Origin of the sequence: Mycobacterium sp. TKK-01-0059, from assembly GCF_000709305.1 — a bacterium.
GTDB classification, from domain to species: Bacteria; Actinomycetota; Actinomycetes; order Mycobacteriales; family Mycobacteriaceae; genus Mycobacterium; species Mycobacterium intracellulare.
On sequence record NZ_KL446993.1, the window covers coordinates 2,889,232 to 2,906,066 of the forward strand.

14 protein-coding genes and 1 pseudogene are annotated in these 16,835 nt (G+C 67.5%); 7 read left to right on the forward strand and 8 right to left on the reverse strand.

Going from position 1 to position 16,835, the window contains the following annotated elements:
- Positions 1-7: 7 nt before the first annotated feature.
- Genes K883_RS14035 through K883_RS14045 form a run of 3 tightly spaced genes read left to right on the forward strand, consistent with a single transcriptional unit; the run spans position 8 to position 3,658 of the window.
- Positions 8-1,021, forward strand: a complete 1,014-nt coding sequence (locus K883_RS14035; RefSeq protein WP_036454745.1) for a glycosyltransferase family 4 protein — start codon at positions 8-10, stop codon at positions 1,019-1,021.
- A gap of 16 nt (positions 1,022-1,037) precedes the next feature.
- Positions 1,038-1,964 (forward strand): aldo/keto reductase, encoded by a 927-nt coding sequence (locus K883_RS14040; RefSeq protein ID WP_020821760.1) that lies wholly within the window; start codon positions 1,038-1,040, stop codon positions 1,962-1,964.
- 8 nt (positions 1,965-1,972) lie between these two features.
- Positions 1,973-3,658 carry a GMC oxidoreductase gene (locus tag K883_RS14045; RefSeq protein WP_369798909.1) on the forward strand — a complete coding sequence of 562 codons (1,686 nt, stop codon included), beginning with the start codon at positions 1,973-1,975 and terminating at the stop codon, positions 3,656-3,658.
- A gap of 14 nt (positions 3,659-3,672) precedes the next feature.
- Here the strand turns inward: K883_RS14045 and K883_RS14050 are convergent, their stop codons facing one another.
- Together K883_RS14050 and K883_RS14055 are read right to left on the reverse strand one after the other, a co-directional pair.
- Positions 3,673-4,548 carry a hypothetical protein gene (locus tag K883_RS14050; RefSeq protein WP_020821762.1) on the reverse strand — a complete coding sequence of 292 codons (876 nt, stop codon included), beginning with the start codon at positions 4,546-4,548 and terminating at the stop codon, positions 3,673-3,675.
- A complete protein-coding gene (locus K883_RS14055) occupies positions 4,545-5,663 on the reverse strand; it encodes a Gfo/Idh/MocA family protein (protein ID WP_008254151.1) in 1,119 nt (372 codons plus the stop codon). Before K883_RS14055 ends, K883_RS14050 begins: the two co-directional genes overlap by 4 nt.
- A 213-nt stretch (positions 5,664-5,876) precedes the next feature.
- Here K883_RS14055 and K883_RS14060 point away from each other — a divergent pair, with 213 nt between their 5' ends.
- Together K883_RS14060 and K883_RS14065 are read left to right on the forward strand one after the other, a co-directional pair.
- Positions 5,877-6,332: a glycosyltransferase family protein gene (locus K883_RS14060; protein WP_008254160.1), complete on the forward strand. Its 456-nt coding sequence runs from the start codon at positions 5,877-5,879 to the stop codon at positions 6,330-6,332.
- Positions 6,329-6,814 (forward strand): glycosyltransferase, encoded by a 486-nt coding sequence (locus K883_RS14065; RefSeq protein WP_020821763.1) that lies wholly within the window; start codon positions 6,329-6,331, stop codon positions 6,812-6,814. The genes K883_RS14060 and K883_RS14065 overlap by 4 nt, the downstream gene beginning before the upstream one ends.
- Before the next feature lie 8 nt (positions 6,815-6,822).
- Here the strand turns inward: K883_RS14065 and K883_RS14070 are convergent, their stop codons facing one another.
- The 6 genes and pseudogenes from K883_RS14070 to K883_RS14095 form a co-directional block, all read right to left on the reverse strand.
- Entirely contained in the window at positions 6,823-7,866 is a 1,044-nt protein-coding gene (locus tag K883_RS14070; protein WP_036455510.1) for a glycosyltransferase family 4 protein, read from the reverse strand.
- Positions 7,867-7,877: 11 nt separating this feature from the next.
- A complete protein-coding gene (locus K883_RS14075) occupies positions 7,878-9,830 on the reverse strand; it encodes a glycosyltransferase (protein ID WP_036454749.1) in 1,953 nt (650 codons plus the stop codon).
- Positions 9,827-11,302 carry a flippase gene (locus K883_RS14080; protein ID WP_020821766.1) on the reverse strand — a complete coding sequence of 492 codons (1,476 nt, stop codon included), beginning with the start codon at positions 11,300-11,302 and terminating at the stop codon, positions 9,827-9,829. Before K883_RS14080 ends, K883_RS14075 begins: the two co-directional genes overlap by 4 nt.
- Positions 11,303-11,313: 11 nt before the next feature.
- On the reverse strand, positions 11,314-12,900 hold the full coding sequence (locus K883_RS14085) for a sugar transferase (protein WP_020821767.1): 1,587 nt from the start codon (positions 12,898-12,900) through the stop codon (positions 11,314-11,316).
- Positions 12,885-13,455, reverse strand: a pseudogene (locus tag K883_RS14090) (dTDP-4-dehydrorhamnose 3,5-epimerase family protein). Before K883_RS14090 ends, K883_RS14085 begins: the two are co-directional and overlap by 16 nt.
- A 58-nt stretch (positions 13,456-13,513) precedes the next feature.
- Positions 13,514-14,749 (reverse strand): PPE family protein, encoded by a 1,236-nt coding sequence (locus tag K883_RS14095; RefSeq protein WP_014379319.1) that lies wholly within the window; start codon positions 14,747-14,749, stop codon positions 13,514-13,516.
- 629 nt (positions 14,750-15,378) lie between these two features.
- Here K883_RS14095 and K883_RS14100 point away from each other — a divergent pair.
- Positions 15,379-16,056: a TetR/AcrR family transcriptional regulator gene (locus K883_RS14100; RefSeq protein ID WP_008254172.1), complete on the forward strand. Its 678-nt coding sequence runs from the start codon at positions 15,379-15,381 to the stop codon at positions 16,054-16,056.
- 53 nt (positions 16,057-16,109) lie between these two features.
- The gene (locus K883_RS14105) at positions 16,110-16,820 is read left to right on the forward strand and encodes a TetR/AcrR family transcriptional regulator (protein ID WP_008254173.1); all 711 of its coding nucleotides are present in this window, start codon (positions 16,110-16,112) and stop codon (positions 16,818-16,820) included.
- The last annotated feature ends 15 nt before the right edge of the window (positions 16,821-16,835 follow it).

Here is a 16,835-nt window from a genome sequence, read left to right on the forward strand (position 1 = left end):
GGCCGACATGATCTCAGTGACACACGTGGGGCCCGACATGTACAGCATCGGCGGGACCCAGTCCGTGATCCGGGTGTTGCGCGACAACAAGATCGGCGCCGACGACATCCGGGTCCTGTCGACGTGGAACGGGGACCGCCATCTGAGGAACCTGTTTCTCACGGCACGCGCGGGGATTTCACTGGCCCGGTCCCCTCGTGGCACCATCGTGCACTTCCATATCTCCAACGGCGGGGCCTGGCTGCGCGAAGGACCGTTGATCCGCTTGGCCAGGGCCAAGGGTTTCCGGGTGATCGTCACCCTCCATGGTCCCGACTTTCCCGAGTTCGCCAGGTCGCGCCCCCGCTTCGTGGGTGCGACGTTGAAGCGGGCGGACCATGTGATCCTGTTGTCGGAGGAAGCGCGCGCCGCGGTCGCCGAGGTGGCGCCGACGGTGCGGACCGCCGTGGTGCCGAACCCGATCGTGGTCGACCGTGATGCGCCCGGGGCGGCCTCCACGCCGCCCGTGGCGCTGTTCGCGGGCACCGTTGGGCTTCGAAAAGGTGTCGACAGACTTGTGGCGGCCTGGCGGCTTCTTCTCGCCGAGGGCATCGAAGGCCGTTGTCGGATAATCGGTCCCATCGACGACTATGCCCCGCCGGAGACGGAGCGGCTGACCGTCGAAGGTCCGATGCACCCCGACGCGGTCCGTGGGCTGCTCCGCTCGGTCCGGGTGGTGGTGCTCCCGTCGTTTGCGGAGGGCATGCCGATGATCCTGACCGAGGCCCTGGCCGGCGCGCGGCCGTTCGTGGCGACGCCCGTCGGTGGGACGGCGGAGATCGCCCCCGACCCGGGCATGCTGGTCCCGGTCGGCGATGTGCCCGCGTTGGCCAACGCGATCGGCCGGTACCTGCGCGACCCCGAGCTGGCCGAGCGTGACGGGCTGCGGGGTCAAGCGCACGTCGCGGCGACACGGAGCCCCGACGTCATCGATGCCGAACTCCGCCGCATCTACCTGGGCTGCGACATTGCGACGGGTTGAACTTCAGGGACCGCGATTGGCGGTCAGCGCAATCGGTTTCGGATGCGGCGCACTGATGCAGTCGCCGTCGAAGAAGGAACGGATGGCCGTGCTCGCCGGCGCCGTGGACAGCGGCATCACCCACTTCGACACCGCGCGGATGTACGGGCTGGGAATGGCGGAGGCGGAGCTCGGGGCCTTTTTGCGCACGGTCGACCGCGACAGCGTGACCATCGCCACCAAGTTCGGCATCGATGTCGGCGGCGCGGCGCGGCGGCTCGGCCGATTCCAGGCCCCGGCCCGGGCGCTGCTGAAAAAGGCTCCCGCGCTGCGCCGTATCGTCAAGCGGCAGCAGGCGCCGTCGGCGGGCGGCCGGGTGTACGACGCGGCCGTCGCGAGACGCAGCCTCGACGAGAGCCTGGCGGCGCTCGGCGTCGACCATGTCGACATCCTCTTCGTCCACGCGCCGAGGCCTCAGGACACCGTTGCGGGCGACGAACTTCGCGAATTCTTTGAGCGGGCGCGCCAACAGGGAAAGATTCGCGCCTGGGGCGTCTCGCAGGACGAGGGGCTCGAGCTGGACTTCGTCCGCGCATTCGGGCCGCGGGCAGTCAGCCAACTCCGCAGCGACTTGCTCGATCCTTCGCCGAGACCCGCCGATATCGCATTCGGCGTACTCGAGCGGCCGCACCGCAAGCTCTCGGGCGCCTTGCTTGCCGACCCCGGAATGGCAAGCCGCTGGCGCGAAGCCCTGCAGGCCGACCCGCTGGCCCCCGGAGTGCTGGCCCGGCTGATCCTCGCCTCGTCAATCACCGCAACGGGCTGCCGCGCAATCCTTTACAGCACCACCAGGCCGCAGCGGGTCACCGAAGCCGCCGACGCGGTCTCGGCGCCGCCCGACGCCGAGACCGTGGCGCGGTTCCTCGCTCTCGTCAAGGAGTTCCGAGAGGGTGGGGCCGCGTGATTCGCGACATGGAGGACTTCGCCCACGGCATGACGATCGAAACGGATGTGGTGGTCGTCGGGGCCGGCCCGATCGGCATCGCGACTGCGCTGGAACTCGCCGGGGCGGGCGTGCAGGTGGTCCTCGTCGAAAGCGGCCTCGAACGCAACGACCGTGCGGCCCAAGCGCTGTCGAGGTTCGATTCGCGGCACGACGACTACTTCCATTCGCGTAGCGAGCTGACGGTCCGCCGGCAGGTCGGTGGAACCTCGGCGCTCTGGGGGGGACGCTGTCTCGAGTTCGACCCCATCGATTTCGAGGACCGGCCCATCACGGCGCAGGCGCCGTGGCCCATCGGATACGACGACGTCGAGCCCTACCTTCAACGCGCCTGCGACTGGGCGGTATGCGGCCGGGCGGCGTTCAATGCGCGCGAGATCCCCGAGATCGCGGAGCGCGACTTGGTCGCGGGGCTCCCCGACGGCGACGTGCGCACGACCGACCTCGAGCGCTGGGCGCTACCAACCCGTTTCGGGCGCCGCTACCGGGCGGCGTTGCGAGACTCGCCCCATCTCACGCTGTGGACCGGCCTCACCTGCACCGAGATCGTGGCGACGGCGGCCGGCGACACCGTCGACCACCTGGTCGTCAAGTCCTTGAACGGCGGTGCGGGGCGAGTGGTTGCGACGGACTACGTCATCGCGACCGGCGGTTTGGAGGCCACCCGCCTGCTGCTGGCGTCGGATCGCCATCACCCCGGGGGGCTGGGGAACGCGGGCGGGCACCTGGGGCGCTGGTACATGGCGCACGTCGAGGCCCGGGTCGCGCGCGTGCAATTCACCACCGATGAGGTCATCCACGGATACGAGCGGGACGGGGAGGGGGTGTATGTTCGCCGGCGCTTCACCTTCGACCCGCAGCTGCTGCGCCAGAACGAAATGCCAAACGCCGCAATATTCTTGGTGAATCCGCCGATCAGCGACCCGAGTCACGGAAGCGGGATCCTGTCCGGGGTGTACCTGACACTGATCTCGCCGATCGGACGATTCCTGCTCGCCGAGGCGATCCGTGAGGCCCACACCAAGACCAACGGTTCGCCACGAATCCTTGCGCATCTGGGCAACGTCGCGCGAGACCTGTTCGGTTCCCTCCGGTTCGCCGTCGCCTTCTGCTACGCACGGTTCCTCCGCCGGGGCCGCAAGGCGCCCGGCTTCTTCGTGAAGAGCGCCGACAATCGCTACCTGCTGCAGTACCACGGCGAGCACCTTCCGCACTGGGAGAGCCGGGTCGAGCTGACCGACGAACGAGACGCCCTCGGCATGAGGAGGATTCGCACCAGCATGCACTTCTCCGACGCCGATTACGCAAGCGTGCGCAAGGCCATCGCCGCCATCGATGACCACCTTCGCCGCCACGGCGTGGGATACGTGGAGTGGCTGACCGACGATGTCGAGGCCGCGGTCCGTGCGTACATGAAGAAGCGGACCGGTTACCACCAGGCGGGAACCACCCGGATGTCGACATCGCCGGAAGGCGGCGTCGTAGATCCACAACTGCAAGTCCATGGGGTTCGCGGACTCTACGTCGCGAGCACCTCGGTGTTGCCGACATCGAGCCAGGCCAACCCGACGCTTCTCGGGATCGCGCTGGGCGTGCGGCTCGCGGAGCGTCTGGCGAAAGCCCGAATCACCTGCTCGTCAACGGATTCGAGCTAACCGGGGTCCGGGGATCACGTCGGGACCTGCCACAGCTCGTCGATCAGCGACTTCGTCTGCCGAATGTTCGCACGGCTGGATGCGCCGAAGACGATCGAATGGATCTGCGGCTGACCGCAGACGTAATCGATGGCCTCGCGGGGCGGGATCGCGCCCGAGGCGAGCACCGACATCGCGATCAGACGGCAGCGGCGCTCGCGGATTGTCCTCTCGTAGAGCTCGATTCCGCCACACATCCGGAAGCCGATCTTGTTGAAATTGGCGCACACGATGGGATTCTCGATTCCCTGGCCGTCGAGGGCGTCGAGGAGGCGCGGGAGATTCATGGTGATGAAGCCCGGCTCGGCGCCATACCTGAGCCTGACGTGGTCGTAGAAAAACCGGAACCCCTCGTCCATGCCCAGGCCGAGAAGCAAGTCGGTGACGACGTTTTGAATGAAGATGACGGGCGTGGACAGTCCGGCGAACATCTTCATCTCCGCGTCGACCAATAGCTGCATGATCGGCTCGATGTCCTTGCCCGCGAGGGCGACACCGCCCTTGAACATCGACTTGACGGCCCCATCGTCGGGCAGGAACCTGCGCAGCGCCTCCAGCATCCCGAACTCGGTCACGGCGTTGGCGTACTTGTGCGCGTACGGCATGCACGGGTAGAAGACGTAGTCGGGGTATCGGGTCCGGTTGGCGCGGAAATGATCGCAGATTTCGCCGACCCGGTCGTGCGTCGTGCACACGAACGTACGGATGCCTTCCTGGTACGCGGCGTCCAGCGTCGCCAGCACGGGCGGCAGGTGCTGAAAGCGTATCGCCTGGGCCCGCGCTTTCTCCTCGGACATGTGGTTGACGCCGAAGAACTGGTTGTCGCCGAACAGCACACGGTCCATGGTCATGATGCCCTCGGCGACGTGAGTTTTCTGATGCGCGCGACGATCTCGCGGCGCCGCGAGCCGCGCGGGGAGCCATTCGCGGCCGCCTGGGGCAGGGGGGCCGCGCCGGCTCCGGCGCCGGTGATCATGTCGACCACACGATCGACGTCGAGCGCCGAGCGAAAAGTGTTCTCGCCGTTCAACCGGTTGTTCTTGATGCTCTGCGCGAAATAGTCGATCTGCGCCGAATACTCTTCACCCCGAAGGTAATACCAGACCTCGTCGGTGAGATCGGTCGTGTACCGGATCGTCCATCCCGCCCCCAGGTCGGGGACCTCGGGGTGCGTCTCGCGGAGATAGATCTGGCATTCCTGCCGATCGGCGACGACGCGGCCGTTGGTTCCCCACACCGAAACCTTCGTCGACATCTTGCGAAAGCTCTCGTCGCTCCAGTTCACGCACAGTTGGCCGCTGGCGCCGTTGCCGTAGCGCATCGTGCAGTAGACCTCGTCGTCGACGTCGCGCGAGAAAACGCTGTGGCGGACGACTCCGTCGACCGCTAGGGGCACGCCGGCGATGAAGTTCATCAAATCGATGGCGTGGCAGGCGTAGTCGTAGAGGGCGCCACCGCCTTCGGCTTTGACGCCGCGCCACGTGCTTCCCTTCTGTCGAAGGACGACGGGGCCGTATGCCTCGGCACGCACGTGGTGTACCTGCCCGAGAGCCCCCGCCGCGACGATTCGTGCCGCCTCTTGGAAGGCGCCGATGAAGCGGCAGTGATAGCCGACCTGCGTGACGAGCCGATTGCTCTCGGCGAGCGCCACCAGGCGCTCGCCGTCGCGGACATCGAGGACGAACGGTTTCTCGCAGAAGACGTGTGTGCCTCGGGCAAGGGCCTTTTCGACCATCGGCGCGTGCAGCCGCGACGGAACGGCGACGACAACGGCGTCCGCCTTCGTCTGCGCCAGCATCCGATCGAAATCGTCGTAGCAGTCCAGACCGGTGTATTTGGCCAGGATGTCGCGCAGATAGCCGGCGGAGTCACACACGCCGACCACGTCGAGGTCCGGGTGCGTGCGAAGGATCGCGAGGTGCGAAAGACCCATCTTGCCCAGGCCGACTATGGCCGTTCGAATCATGGTCCGCGCCTCTACTCACTCCGAGTGCCGCATCGGCAACGTGTACGGCCCGCCAACAAGGTGGACGTTAGCACCCGGTCAACGCATCATCGCGAAATCCGCTCGATCTGTTTGCCGTCGCAACCCGGCCGCGGCCACGACGGGAGTTAGTCTTTGACATCGGGATCGCCGCGCCGCCGCCAGAAGATCGGTGCGCCTCAACCGAGGGGAGACATGGGTCGGCTGCTCCTCATCGCGTCCTCCGGTGGGCACATCTACGAGATGTTCTGCCTGCGCGAGTTCTGGCAGGACAAGGATCGGTTTTGGGTGAGTTTCGGGACCGCCGACGCCCGTTACCTGTTGCGCGACGAGCGCGAGGTGTACTGGGCCGCGCACCCGACGGTCCGTAACGTGCCCAACCTGCTGCGCAATCTGGTGCTGGCCCTACGCCTTTTGATCCGCCACCGCCCCGCCATGATCTTGACGACCGGATCGGGCGTGGCCGCACCCTTCCTGTGGCTGGCCTGGCTGCTGCGGATTCCCACCGTGTTCGTCGAATCCATCACCCGCATCACCGAACTCTCGCTCACCGCCCGCATGGTGAAGCCGTTCGCCTCCCGCTTTCTGGTGCAGTGGCCCGAGTTGGCCGACCGGATTCCCCGCACCGAGTATCACGGGAGGATCGTGTGATCTTCGTGATCATGGGGATGGAGGTCCATCCCTTCGACCGGCTGGCGCGCGCGGTGGACGAGCTGGCGCGCACCGACGCGGTGGGGGAGGACTTTTTCATACAGCTCGGAACCTGCAAATTCGAGCCGCGCCACGCCGCGTTCGAGCGCTTCCTGTCCTTCGGGGACGTCTGCACGCACATCCGGCGGGCCTCCGTCGCCGTGACCCACGCGGGCGCCGGATCGACGCTGCTGTGCGTCGAGCAAGGGAAACATCCCGTGCTGGTGCCGCGTCGCTCTTCGCGCGGGGAGCACGTCGATGAGCACCAGCTGCCGTTCGCCGAGAAGATGGCGGGTGCCGGGCTGGCGACCGTGGTCCGGGAAACAGAGGAGCTCCCGGCGGCCATCGCGGCGACGCGGTCCCGATCGGCGCCGCCCGATGCGCTGGGCCGGGCCCGCGAACTCACCGGGTGGCTGGAGACGTTCTGGCGGGGCCTGGCCTGAGCCTCCCGTCACCGCCGGCGATCCAGCACCTGGGCGATGACGTCCAAAATGCGCACGGCGACAAGGTCAACCGCGCATCGGTGCGCGTAGTGGCGCGCCGCGTCGGCCCCCAGGCGGGCCGCGGTCACCGGATCGGCCAGGAGGTCGAAAGCGGCGGCGAGCCCGGCGACGTCGTCGACCCCGATCGGGGCCAAACCCGGCGGCTGGTATTCGGGCAACGCGCCGGCGGTCGACACGATCGGCATGACACCCAGCTGCATCGAGAGCGACTGCACGCCACTCTGTGAGGCGCGCCGATAGTGGGCGAGCGACCCTTTGGCGGCGGCCAGCGTGGGGATGACATCGGCGTAGCGGAAGCTGCCGTTGCGCCAGAGCGTGTGTTTGGGCAGCGCTTCGGCGTCCAGCGGCCCGTCGCCGACGAGCACCAGGTTGTCGCCTCGCCAGCCGCCGCCGACCACATGCCGCTGCCAGGCCGCCAGCACGACATCGACGTTCTTGTAGGGGTTGAGCCGGCCGAACATGACGAAATCGCGGCGCCGTTCGGGCCCCACGAACGACGGAACGCGGTCGAGATCGAGGTCGCTGGCCAACGGCACGACATGCACCGGCGTACCGGCGACATCGCGGCGCGCTGTGACCGCGGCCGCGACATAGTCGCTGTAGGTGATGGTGGCTGCTGAGCGCGCGGCCCAGCGGTCGAACACGGCGCGCTCGTAGGCCGGCGTCAGTTCGTCGGGGTCGTGCGGCCGATCGTCGTGCACCACCTGAATGCGCGGGGCTCGCCCGGCCAACGCGATCCAGCGCGGATCCCGCACCAGTTCGGCGATCACGATGTCGGGCCGGAAGCGGCGGACGCGGCGCCAGGCTTTCAGGGTCGGCAGCCAGGTCGCGGCCGTGCGAAAGCGCGGATCGAGCACCAACTCGTAATCGCGCGCGGCGTCCGACTCCGGATGCTGATCGGAGGTGACCAACAACACGTCGGCACCGTGGCGCAGCAGCGCCTCGGCTTGCACCCGAACCGCCGGTCGCGTCCACGGCGAAAGCCACAGCACCCGAGGCGAATTCACAGCACAGCCCCGATCGCTCCCAGGTACGCGTCGGCCATCGCCTCCACCGTGTAATGCTTGCGCATGCGCTCATAGCCGCATCGTCCGACCGACGGCAGCGCGTCGGGCTCCGCCATGATCCGGGCCAAGTGTTCTCGCCACCCCGACGCGGAGACGGGCTCGACCAGGAACCCCGCCCCTCCGAAATCCAACATTTCCGGGACAGCGCAAACCGCCGACGCCGCGACCGGCACCGCCCTGGCCATCGCCTCGAGGATCACCACCGGGAAGGCCTCGGAGCGGCTGGGAACACACAGCAGGTCCGCGTCGGCCAGCGCGGGGCCCGGCCCGGCCGACCATCCCCGCCACTGGACGCGATCGCCCAACCCGGCGGGTGTGCGTGCCTGCAGCCACTCTCGATCGGGCCCGTCGCCGAAAATCGACAATCGCCAGGGCATCTCAGCGAGACCGCTCAGCGCCTCGATCAGCAGATGCGGGTTCTTGTGCTCGACGATGCGCGAGAGCATGACCAGGTGTAGCGGTCGGCCGGCGCCGCGCTGCCGGGGGCTCGGCTCCCCGAGGTCGGCGACGCCGTTGGGCGCGACGAAGTACCGTCCCCGGAGCCGATGCTGCTTGGTCAGCATGTCCCAATGGCGTTGTGCCAAAACGATGAATCCGTCCGCGCGGCGCATCGCCGCGGTCAGTGGCCGCGAGTAGATCGGCCGGTCCTCCTCGGGAGGGACGTGCGGTGCGACCAGCCATCGACGGCTCCGGCCGGCCGCGCGCCACAACGTGCCGAATCCCACCTCGGTATTGGTGTCGCCGGTGATCAGCACCGCCGGGCCCTCGGCCATGTCGACCATCGGCGCCCACCACGGCTGGCGGATCACCCGCACCGTGTCCGGAATTTCGGCGATCAGCGGGCCGAACCGCTGCACGCAGACGACAGTGACCGCGTAGCCGCGGCGGTCCAATTCCGTTGCCAAGAGCGCCTTTTGCCGCTCGGCGCCCCCGTAGACCAGGCGGTTGGTGGCGATGACTATCGACGGCAGGCCGGTTTGCCGGCGCGCGCGTTTGCCCCGCCGTAACCGCTGCAGGGCGGCTGTGCCGGCCAGGTATACGTCCGCGTGGTGAACGCTGTTGTGATGTTCGAGCAACAGCGCGGTGTTGGTTCGCGCCAGGTCCCGATCGCGGCGCTGTCGGGGGCCCTCGTCGACCTCGTCGCTCACCCGGTCGCGGCGCTCGACGCCGAGCTCGTCGGCGAGCAGGATGCGCCAGCCGGCGGCGCGGGCCCGGGCCTGCCAGTCGGCCGCCTCGCCGTAGCCGAAGTACTCCTCGTCGAAGGGGCCGACGGTGTTCCAGGCCGCTCTGCTGATCGCCAGGCAGACCGGAGCCAAATCGCCGTCGATGCTTCGCGATTCGGGAGGCTGGCGAGAGTACCGCCGTGCGGGCGCCGTGCGACGGTGCGGGCCGGGACGCCCGCCCGCCGCGCGCAGCTCGCGCCTGACGGTGTGGCGGCGGGCGGCGACGTCCCACGGCGCCCGGTCCGGCGCGGCGGCGTCGCGTGCGAGCGGCGAAACCGCCGCCACCCTGGGCCGACGAAGTAACTCCCGGGTCCGATTCAGCGGCCCCAGCAGGCGGGCATGGGGGTCCAGCAGCAGGAGGTCTGTATCGGCGGGCATGTGCTCCACCAGCGTGTTGCAGGCCGCGGCGAAACCGACGTTCGCCTGGCCCGAAAACCACCGGACCGCAGGGTATTTCGCGGCGAGTTCCGCATGACCCGAGCCGCTGCGGTCGTAGACGTGAACCGGCAGCTCGGGTAGATGCTCGGCGACGCTGTCGAGGCAGACCTCGAGCGGCTGCCGGCCGGATTCGCTCACGATCAGCACGGTCAGCGAGCGCGTGGGCGGCAGGCCGGCGGTGTTGCCGACTGGGCGCTTCAGATATGCCCGGTCCGTTTCACGGGTCATGCCGTCGGCTGCTCCTCGCGCAGCGTGGCCCGCAGAGAGGTCAGGGTCGACCAGGTGATCGGGCCGAAGGTCGCGCTGGTGGCCAGGTAGGCGGCGGCTGCGGCGGTCAGTACCAGGATTACGTGGTGACCCGAAAGCAGCAGTGTCACAACCACGCTCGTCCCCGTCGGGATCAGCAAGCGCAGCACGAACGTCACGGGGGTGCGGTAGCCGCAGCGTCGGCGCAGCCACCAGCTGGAGATCGTCATGTTGAACAGTTCCGTGCACACCAGCGCCACGCCGGGTCCGACGGCGCCGAAGCGCCCCGCCAGGGCGAGGTTGAGCGCGACGTTGAGCGCGAGGGTCGCCACCGTCAGCCACAGCAGGACGTGTTGATGATGGGAAGCCACCAACCCCTGGCCCAGGGTGCCCCCGACGAACCGCAGGGCCGCGGCGACGAACAGCAACGCCAGTGTGGGCGTCCCGCGTTCGATGAACGCGCTTTTGCCGAACAACCCGATCAGCGGCCCGGCCAGCAGCACGCCCACAACGGCGATCGGAACCGCCACGAAGTACATCAATTCGACGCTGCGGCGCAGAAATCGGGCGAACGCCGCCACGTCGCGCGAGAACAGCTCGGTGGCCGTCGCCAGCGTCGACTTGTGGAAGATCAGCGAGACCACGATCGTGTTGAACGAGATCGTCAGGGCCAGCCCGTACACGCCCACCTCGGAGTGGGTGCTCAGCAGGGACAGGATCACGCCATCGGCGCGGCAGTACAGGAGCCCGACGATCATAAATCCGATCAGCGGCAAGCTTTCCCGTAACAGGTCGGCGGCTTCCCGCGGGGCGAACAGTGGCCGTACCGAGATGTGCCGCATCGCGGCGGCCCCCTGGATCAGTAGCTGCACGGCCGGTGGGATCAGCTGTGCGACCGCGAACCAGATGACGTCGGAGCGCGCCGCGACCAGCCAGGCGACCATGGCCAGCGTGCTCACCCGGGCGGCGACGTCGGAGATGGCCACCGCGGAGAACCGGACGGTGGCAAGGAATACCGGTTCGAACCGTGTCGTCATGGTCTGCAGCAGCAGCCCGCCCGCCAGCACGACGAGCATCACCCGCACCTGGGTGTCGTGATAGATGAGCAGCCCCGACCCGGCCGCCAGCACCGCGAGGGGACCGCAGTAGAGAAGGGCCAGGCCGCTGTTGATGCGCACCAGGCGTTCGAGTTCGCCACGCCCGGAGGTCACCCGCCGCACGATGACGGTGGCGATGCCCAGATCGGCGAAGCTGGTCCACATCGCGACGAACGCCACCGCGATGGTGAGCTGGCCGTAGCGTCCGGGACCCAGATAGCGGGCGGTCATCGCCACCGAAACCACGGACGCGAGCATCCCCAGCGCCCGGCAGATCAGTTGGATCGAGAACGCGTGAGCCATCCGCGCGAGCGGCACCGTGGGCACCACCGCGGCGGGTGCCGTTGGCTCGGTCATGGCTCGCGAGCCTAGTAGGCTCCGTGGCTTGTCAGGACCGCTTTCACCGTCTTGGCGACGATCATCAGATCACCCGACATCGACCAGTTGTCGACGTAGGACAGATCCAGGCGCACCGACTCTTCCCAGGACAGGTCCGACCGGCCGCTCACCTGCCACAGCCCGCTGACGCCCGGCTTCACCAGCAAGCGCCTCTTGACCTCGCCGTCGTAGTTGTCGACTTCGCGGCGCAACGGGGGCCGGGGCCCGACGACGCTCATGTCCCCCTTGAGGACGTTGATGAATTGCGGGAGCTCATCGATGCTGTACCGGCGGAGGATTCTGCCAATGGGGGTGACCCGGGGGTCCTGGCGCATCTTGAACAGCATGCCGCCGGCGCCCTCGTTGACGGCCAGCAGGTGCTCGAGCTGAGTGTCCGCACCGTCGACCATCGTGCGGAACTTCAGCATCGTAAAGGGCTTTCCGTCGGTGCCGATGCGTTCCGACGGGTAGAAGACGGGGCCCTTGCTGGTCAGTTTGATGGCGATGGCAGCGGCGACGAGCACCGGTGCTGTGGCGACCAGCGCCGCCAGCGAGAACACGAAGTCGAAGGCCTGCTTCTGAAAGCGGTGCGCCCCTTCGTATTGCGGCTTGTCGACGTGCAGCAGCGGCAGCCCGCCGGTCAGGCGCAGGGTCAACCGCGCCTCGGTGACGTCCATGACGCCGGGCGACACCACCAGGTCGACGTCGCGGGTCTCCAGCTGCCACAGCAGTTCCCTGATCCCGTGCATCCCAAAGTGATCCGTTTGGGTCACCGCGACGGTGTCCGCGCCGCAGCTGCCGATCGCCGTCGCCACCTGGGTTTGGTCGCCCAGGATCGGGACCTGGCGGCCGCCGATCGTCAGGGTGTTGCCGCGCGCCGGCCCGTAACCGGGGATGCAGACGCCGACCACGACGCACCCGGCCACCGGGTTACGGTCCAGTTCGTGTGCGAGGTGCGTGACCGATTGCCGGTCTCCGATCGCCAAGACGCGGGTCTGGCACTCGCCCTGGACGCGCTTGTGGCAGATGTGCTTTCGCCACACGCTGCGGCTGGCCAGCAATCCCACGGTGCCGACGGGAAGCGCGATCGCCAGATAGCCGCGGGCCAGATCGACCTTGGCGAGCAACGTCACCATGGCGATGATCCCGAACGTCCAGAAGGATGCGGTGCCGATCCGGCGGTACTCCTCGATCCCCGCGCCGATGATTCGCGTTGAGCGCGTTTGGAATATCGCGAGGGCCGACAGCCACAGCGCCGCGAACAGGAAGGAGAACAGCGTCATGGTCGGGTCCGAGTAACCCGAGGTGTTCGCGATCTCCCCGAAGCGGACGTACTGGGCGAGCAGCACCGACGCGAAGACGATCACCGAGTCACTGATGCGCAGACCCTGCGAGTAGCGGTCCTGCCAGCGCTGTGCGGTATTCGCAGCAGCCGGAGCCGCGGCGGGGGCGATCACGGGCGGACCCGCGGCCTCGCCGAGGTGCGACGCCGTCGTGCCCGCCGGCCAGGCCTTGAGCTGCCGCCAGCTGGGCGCCACGACATCCACCGTGTTGGGAACGATCACCGACTGACGCATGATGCCACCTGTTCGATTGGTGCCAATCTGGATTTGCGCGAGGGCCAGCTCGCGTCTTGCTCGGAGATGACGGTGACCGGTATCGGCCACGAGATTCCGAATTCGGGGTCGTCCCAGCGGATCCCCTGCTCGTCGGCCATCGCGTACTGACCGCTGACGTGAAAGGTGACCTCGGTGTCGTCGACCTGCGTCTGGAAGCCATAAGCGACATACGGGGGCAAGAACAGCGTGCGTTGGTCGTCGGCGCTCAACTGCACCATCACGTGGTCGCCGTAGGTCAGCGAGTCGGGGCGGACGTCGACCGCGACGGCGGCGATGGCACCGCGTGCAACGGACCAGTTGCGCCTCGGCGTGCGGCGGCACCCGGCGGTACAGGCCACGCACGGTGCCGCGGGTGTAGTTGAAGTAGATATTCGTCTGCGCGACTTCGAAATCCAGCCCATGGTTGGCGAAGTCGCGGGCGGAGAACGAACGTGAGGAGAACCCGCGATGGTCGTGGTTGAGTTCGAAGTCGATGATTGTCACCCCGGCGACCTTGGTGGGCGTGTACTTCACTTACCGCTCCTTCTCCTGCACCGGGCCTTCAAAAAAACCTGTCCGCTCATGACATTGCCTACGCGTATCCGGCGGACAGCGGGCGGGTCATCACGGTCGGGATCACGCCGTATCGGGGCCCGAGGTTCTTGCCCGAGGCGGCCGCGAGGCGGGGCAGCGAGCCCATGACGCTGGGCGGCACGTTGGCGCCGGCGAGGTTGATCGCGGGTAGCGCCGACACGGCGCTGTGGGCGGCGGGAATCACGCTGGTCCAGCTCGCCGGCACCGCCAACGGACCCAGCATGGCCGCCTTGCCGAGGCTGCCGAAGATGCCGGATCCGAGCGATCCGATCGATCCGAGCGCTCCGGCACCCGAACTGGCCGCACTCGCCGCTCCCGAGGCAGCGGCCATGACGCCGTCGCCGGCGGCTTTTGCCAAGCCCTGCGCGGTTTGGGCGATGCCGAGGATGGAGGACATGCCGTACAGGGGGGTCGCCGCCGCCGAGAATGCGCTGGGGATGGCGCCGGGGATGCCCGACGCGAGGCCCGTCATGATCGACGAATTGGCCGCGTCGCCCGCGCCGGCCCCAGCGCCGGTGATGGCATCCCCGGCGCCAGAACTGGTATCGGTGACGACGTCGCTGAGGAGGGTGGTCCCGGTTTTCATCGGCGAGGACAGCTGGTGCAGCGAGTTGGGCACCTTGGACACCACATTCGCCAGGTTCGCCTGCTCCGTCTCCGAGGTGGCCTTCCCGACCGCGGCGGCCTGCTGGGCCACCCCACTCTCGTTGGTCACGTTCGGCGCCGGGGTGAACGGTGTCACCTCGCACGCGGCCGCCGAACCCGCGGCGTACGCATACATCGCCGCGGCGTCCTGCGCCCACATCTCGCCGTATTCGGCCTCGGTGGCCGCGATGGCGGCGGTGTTCTGCCCGAAGAAGTTGGTCGCGACAAGCGTCGCGAGCTGCGCCCGGTTGGCCGCGACCGCGGGCGGCGGGACGGTCATCGCGAAGGCGGCCTCGAAAACCTCCACGGCGAGCCTGGCTTGACCGGCCGTCTCCGCGGCTCGCGCTCCGGCGCCGGCCATCCACGCCATGTATGGCGCGTACGCCGACGCCATGGTCAGCGACGACGGGCCCAGCCAGCGTCCGGTGGTCAACCCGGCGATCACCGAGCGGTAGCAACTCGCCGCGGCGTGCAGTTCGGCGGCCAAAGCGTCCCAGGCCACCGCCGCGGCCATCAGCGAGAAGGGGCCGGGACCGGCGTACATCCGCGCGGAGTTGACCTCCGGGGGAAGCGCTCCGAAATCGATCACTTGACGGCCCTCCCGTCAGCGGATCGCGTCGCGGATCCGGCGAAAGCGCTCACGTCGCATGCTCCGAGACCACTAAAGCCGCCAAATTCATACCTCAAGTATGGAAATAGCCCAGTTCGAGGGCTATGGGTCATTGGTCCCTCGCTAAAGGCCGTAAGTCCCCGGTCGCGCACGCTTTTGGGGCGCAGGGCCGACGAGGGCGTGGGCGCGGCGTCCATGCCCCCTCCCACCACGCGGCCCGAATAAGGCGTGGTGAGAGGGGGCATGTGCGTTCTCCTTCGTGCGATACGGACGGTCGAGACGGTCCGCAGGTCAAATCAGACTGACGTACGCACAATAGCGTATAAAACATACTATAGGTTTGACAACACGCTGTGACATAAACCTCAAGTATTTACAGGAGCGTCAACCGGGACAGCCGTATGACTGCTAACCTCAGAAGTGGGCTAGAAATCTTGAGCGACGCGGGCGCGTGTTGGCTCCCAATCTGTGAAGAACCGAGGTGTGTGTGCCCTGCTTGAGCAAGGCGTCGGTCGACGCAAGGGCGGGCGATGCCGCCCGCGGCGTCAGCCTCGGTGCCACGGCTTGCCGCGCGATCCTGGCCTCGAAGAACTGATTTCTCGATTGCGATGACGACACATTCGACTGACGGACGCGCCGACGCGACCCGGCAACAGATTCTGCGGGCCGCGTCGCACCAGTTCGCCCGTAGGCCCTACCACGACGTCGGGCTCGACGACATTCTCGCCGAGGCCGAACTGACCAAGGGCGCAATGTATTTCCACTTCAAGTCGAAGCACGCGTTGGCGGTCGCCATCATCGAAAGCCAGGTCGAGGACGGCGCGGCCGGCGTGCGTGACCTGCTGACGCGCGGGCTCTCGGGCCTCGAGACGCTCATCGACTTCTCGTATCTGATCGCCGTCCGCGACATCAAGATGGACCTCGTCAGGTCGGGACTGAACCTGATGGAGTCGGTCGGCCTGCCCGACGGGATGCAGGAAAAGCTGTTCGACCGCTGGATCAGAAACCTGGGCAAAGTCGCCGAACAGGCCATGGCCGAGGGCGACATCCATGAACATTGCGACCCGCAGGACATCGGCCGCATGATGGTGTCCCTGCACATGGGACTGCGAAAGACCAGCAACCTGGACGACCCGGAACGGTTCCTGGGCGACTTGGAAAAGTGCTGGTCCTTGCTGCTCACCGGGATACTTCAACCGGACCGAATCGATTACTTCCGCCAATTCCTCAGGCGGCGTGCGACGCTCGCCATCAACACCAGTTCCACCGATGACGACGCGCAGTAAAAACGACGGCGAGCGATCTGCGGATCCGGCGAGACTGCGGAGGTGCAGCGGCGATGCCGCGCCAGGTTCGGTCTGAAGCCACTCGGCAAAAAATCCTCGACGCCGCGATCGAAGTGTTCGGCGAGGTCGGGTATGCGGCCGCCGGATGGAGCACGATCATCGAGCGGACGGGCATGACCAAAGGCGCCCTCTATCACCACTTTGATTCGAAAGAATCGTTGGCGTCGAACATCATCGAGGAAGGGTCCGACGCGATCCTCAGCGCGTACCGAAATGTCTGCAAGTCGTCGTCGCCGGGGCTGGAAAACATTGTGCACGGCTCATTCACGATCGTCGACGTGTTGGGCTCCGACAAAATGGCCCGGGCGGCCGCGCAATTGGCCACGGCGTTAAGCGGATTCAACGGGGCCGCCTCGCGCTTCTACGCCAACTTGGTGCTGGAGACGGCCCAGGAGGCGCGCCGCGCGGCCAAGGAAGGCGACCTTCGGAGCGACATCGACCCCGACGTGCTCAGCGCGTCGATCGTGGGCGCCATATCCGGGACGCGGTTGATCGCGACCGCGATATCCAGCCACGGCAGGATCGGGGACGTCACCGGTGACCCCTTCGCGCGGTTGCATCAGCTCTGGGAACTCTTACTGCCCGGCGTTGTCGCGGACGCGTCGCTGCCCTACTTCCAGCAATTTCTGCGCCGCGAAGTGATGCGCCACACCGCCGCCGGCGCTTCGGACGACGACGCCGCCGGGGCAACCGAAGCCGATTAGCTTTCGGTGAGAGCC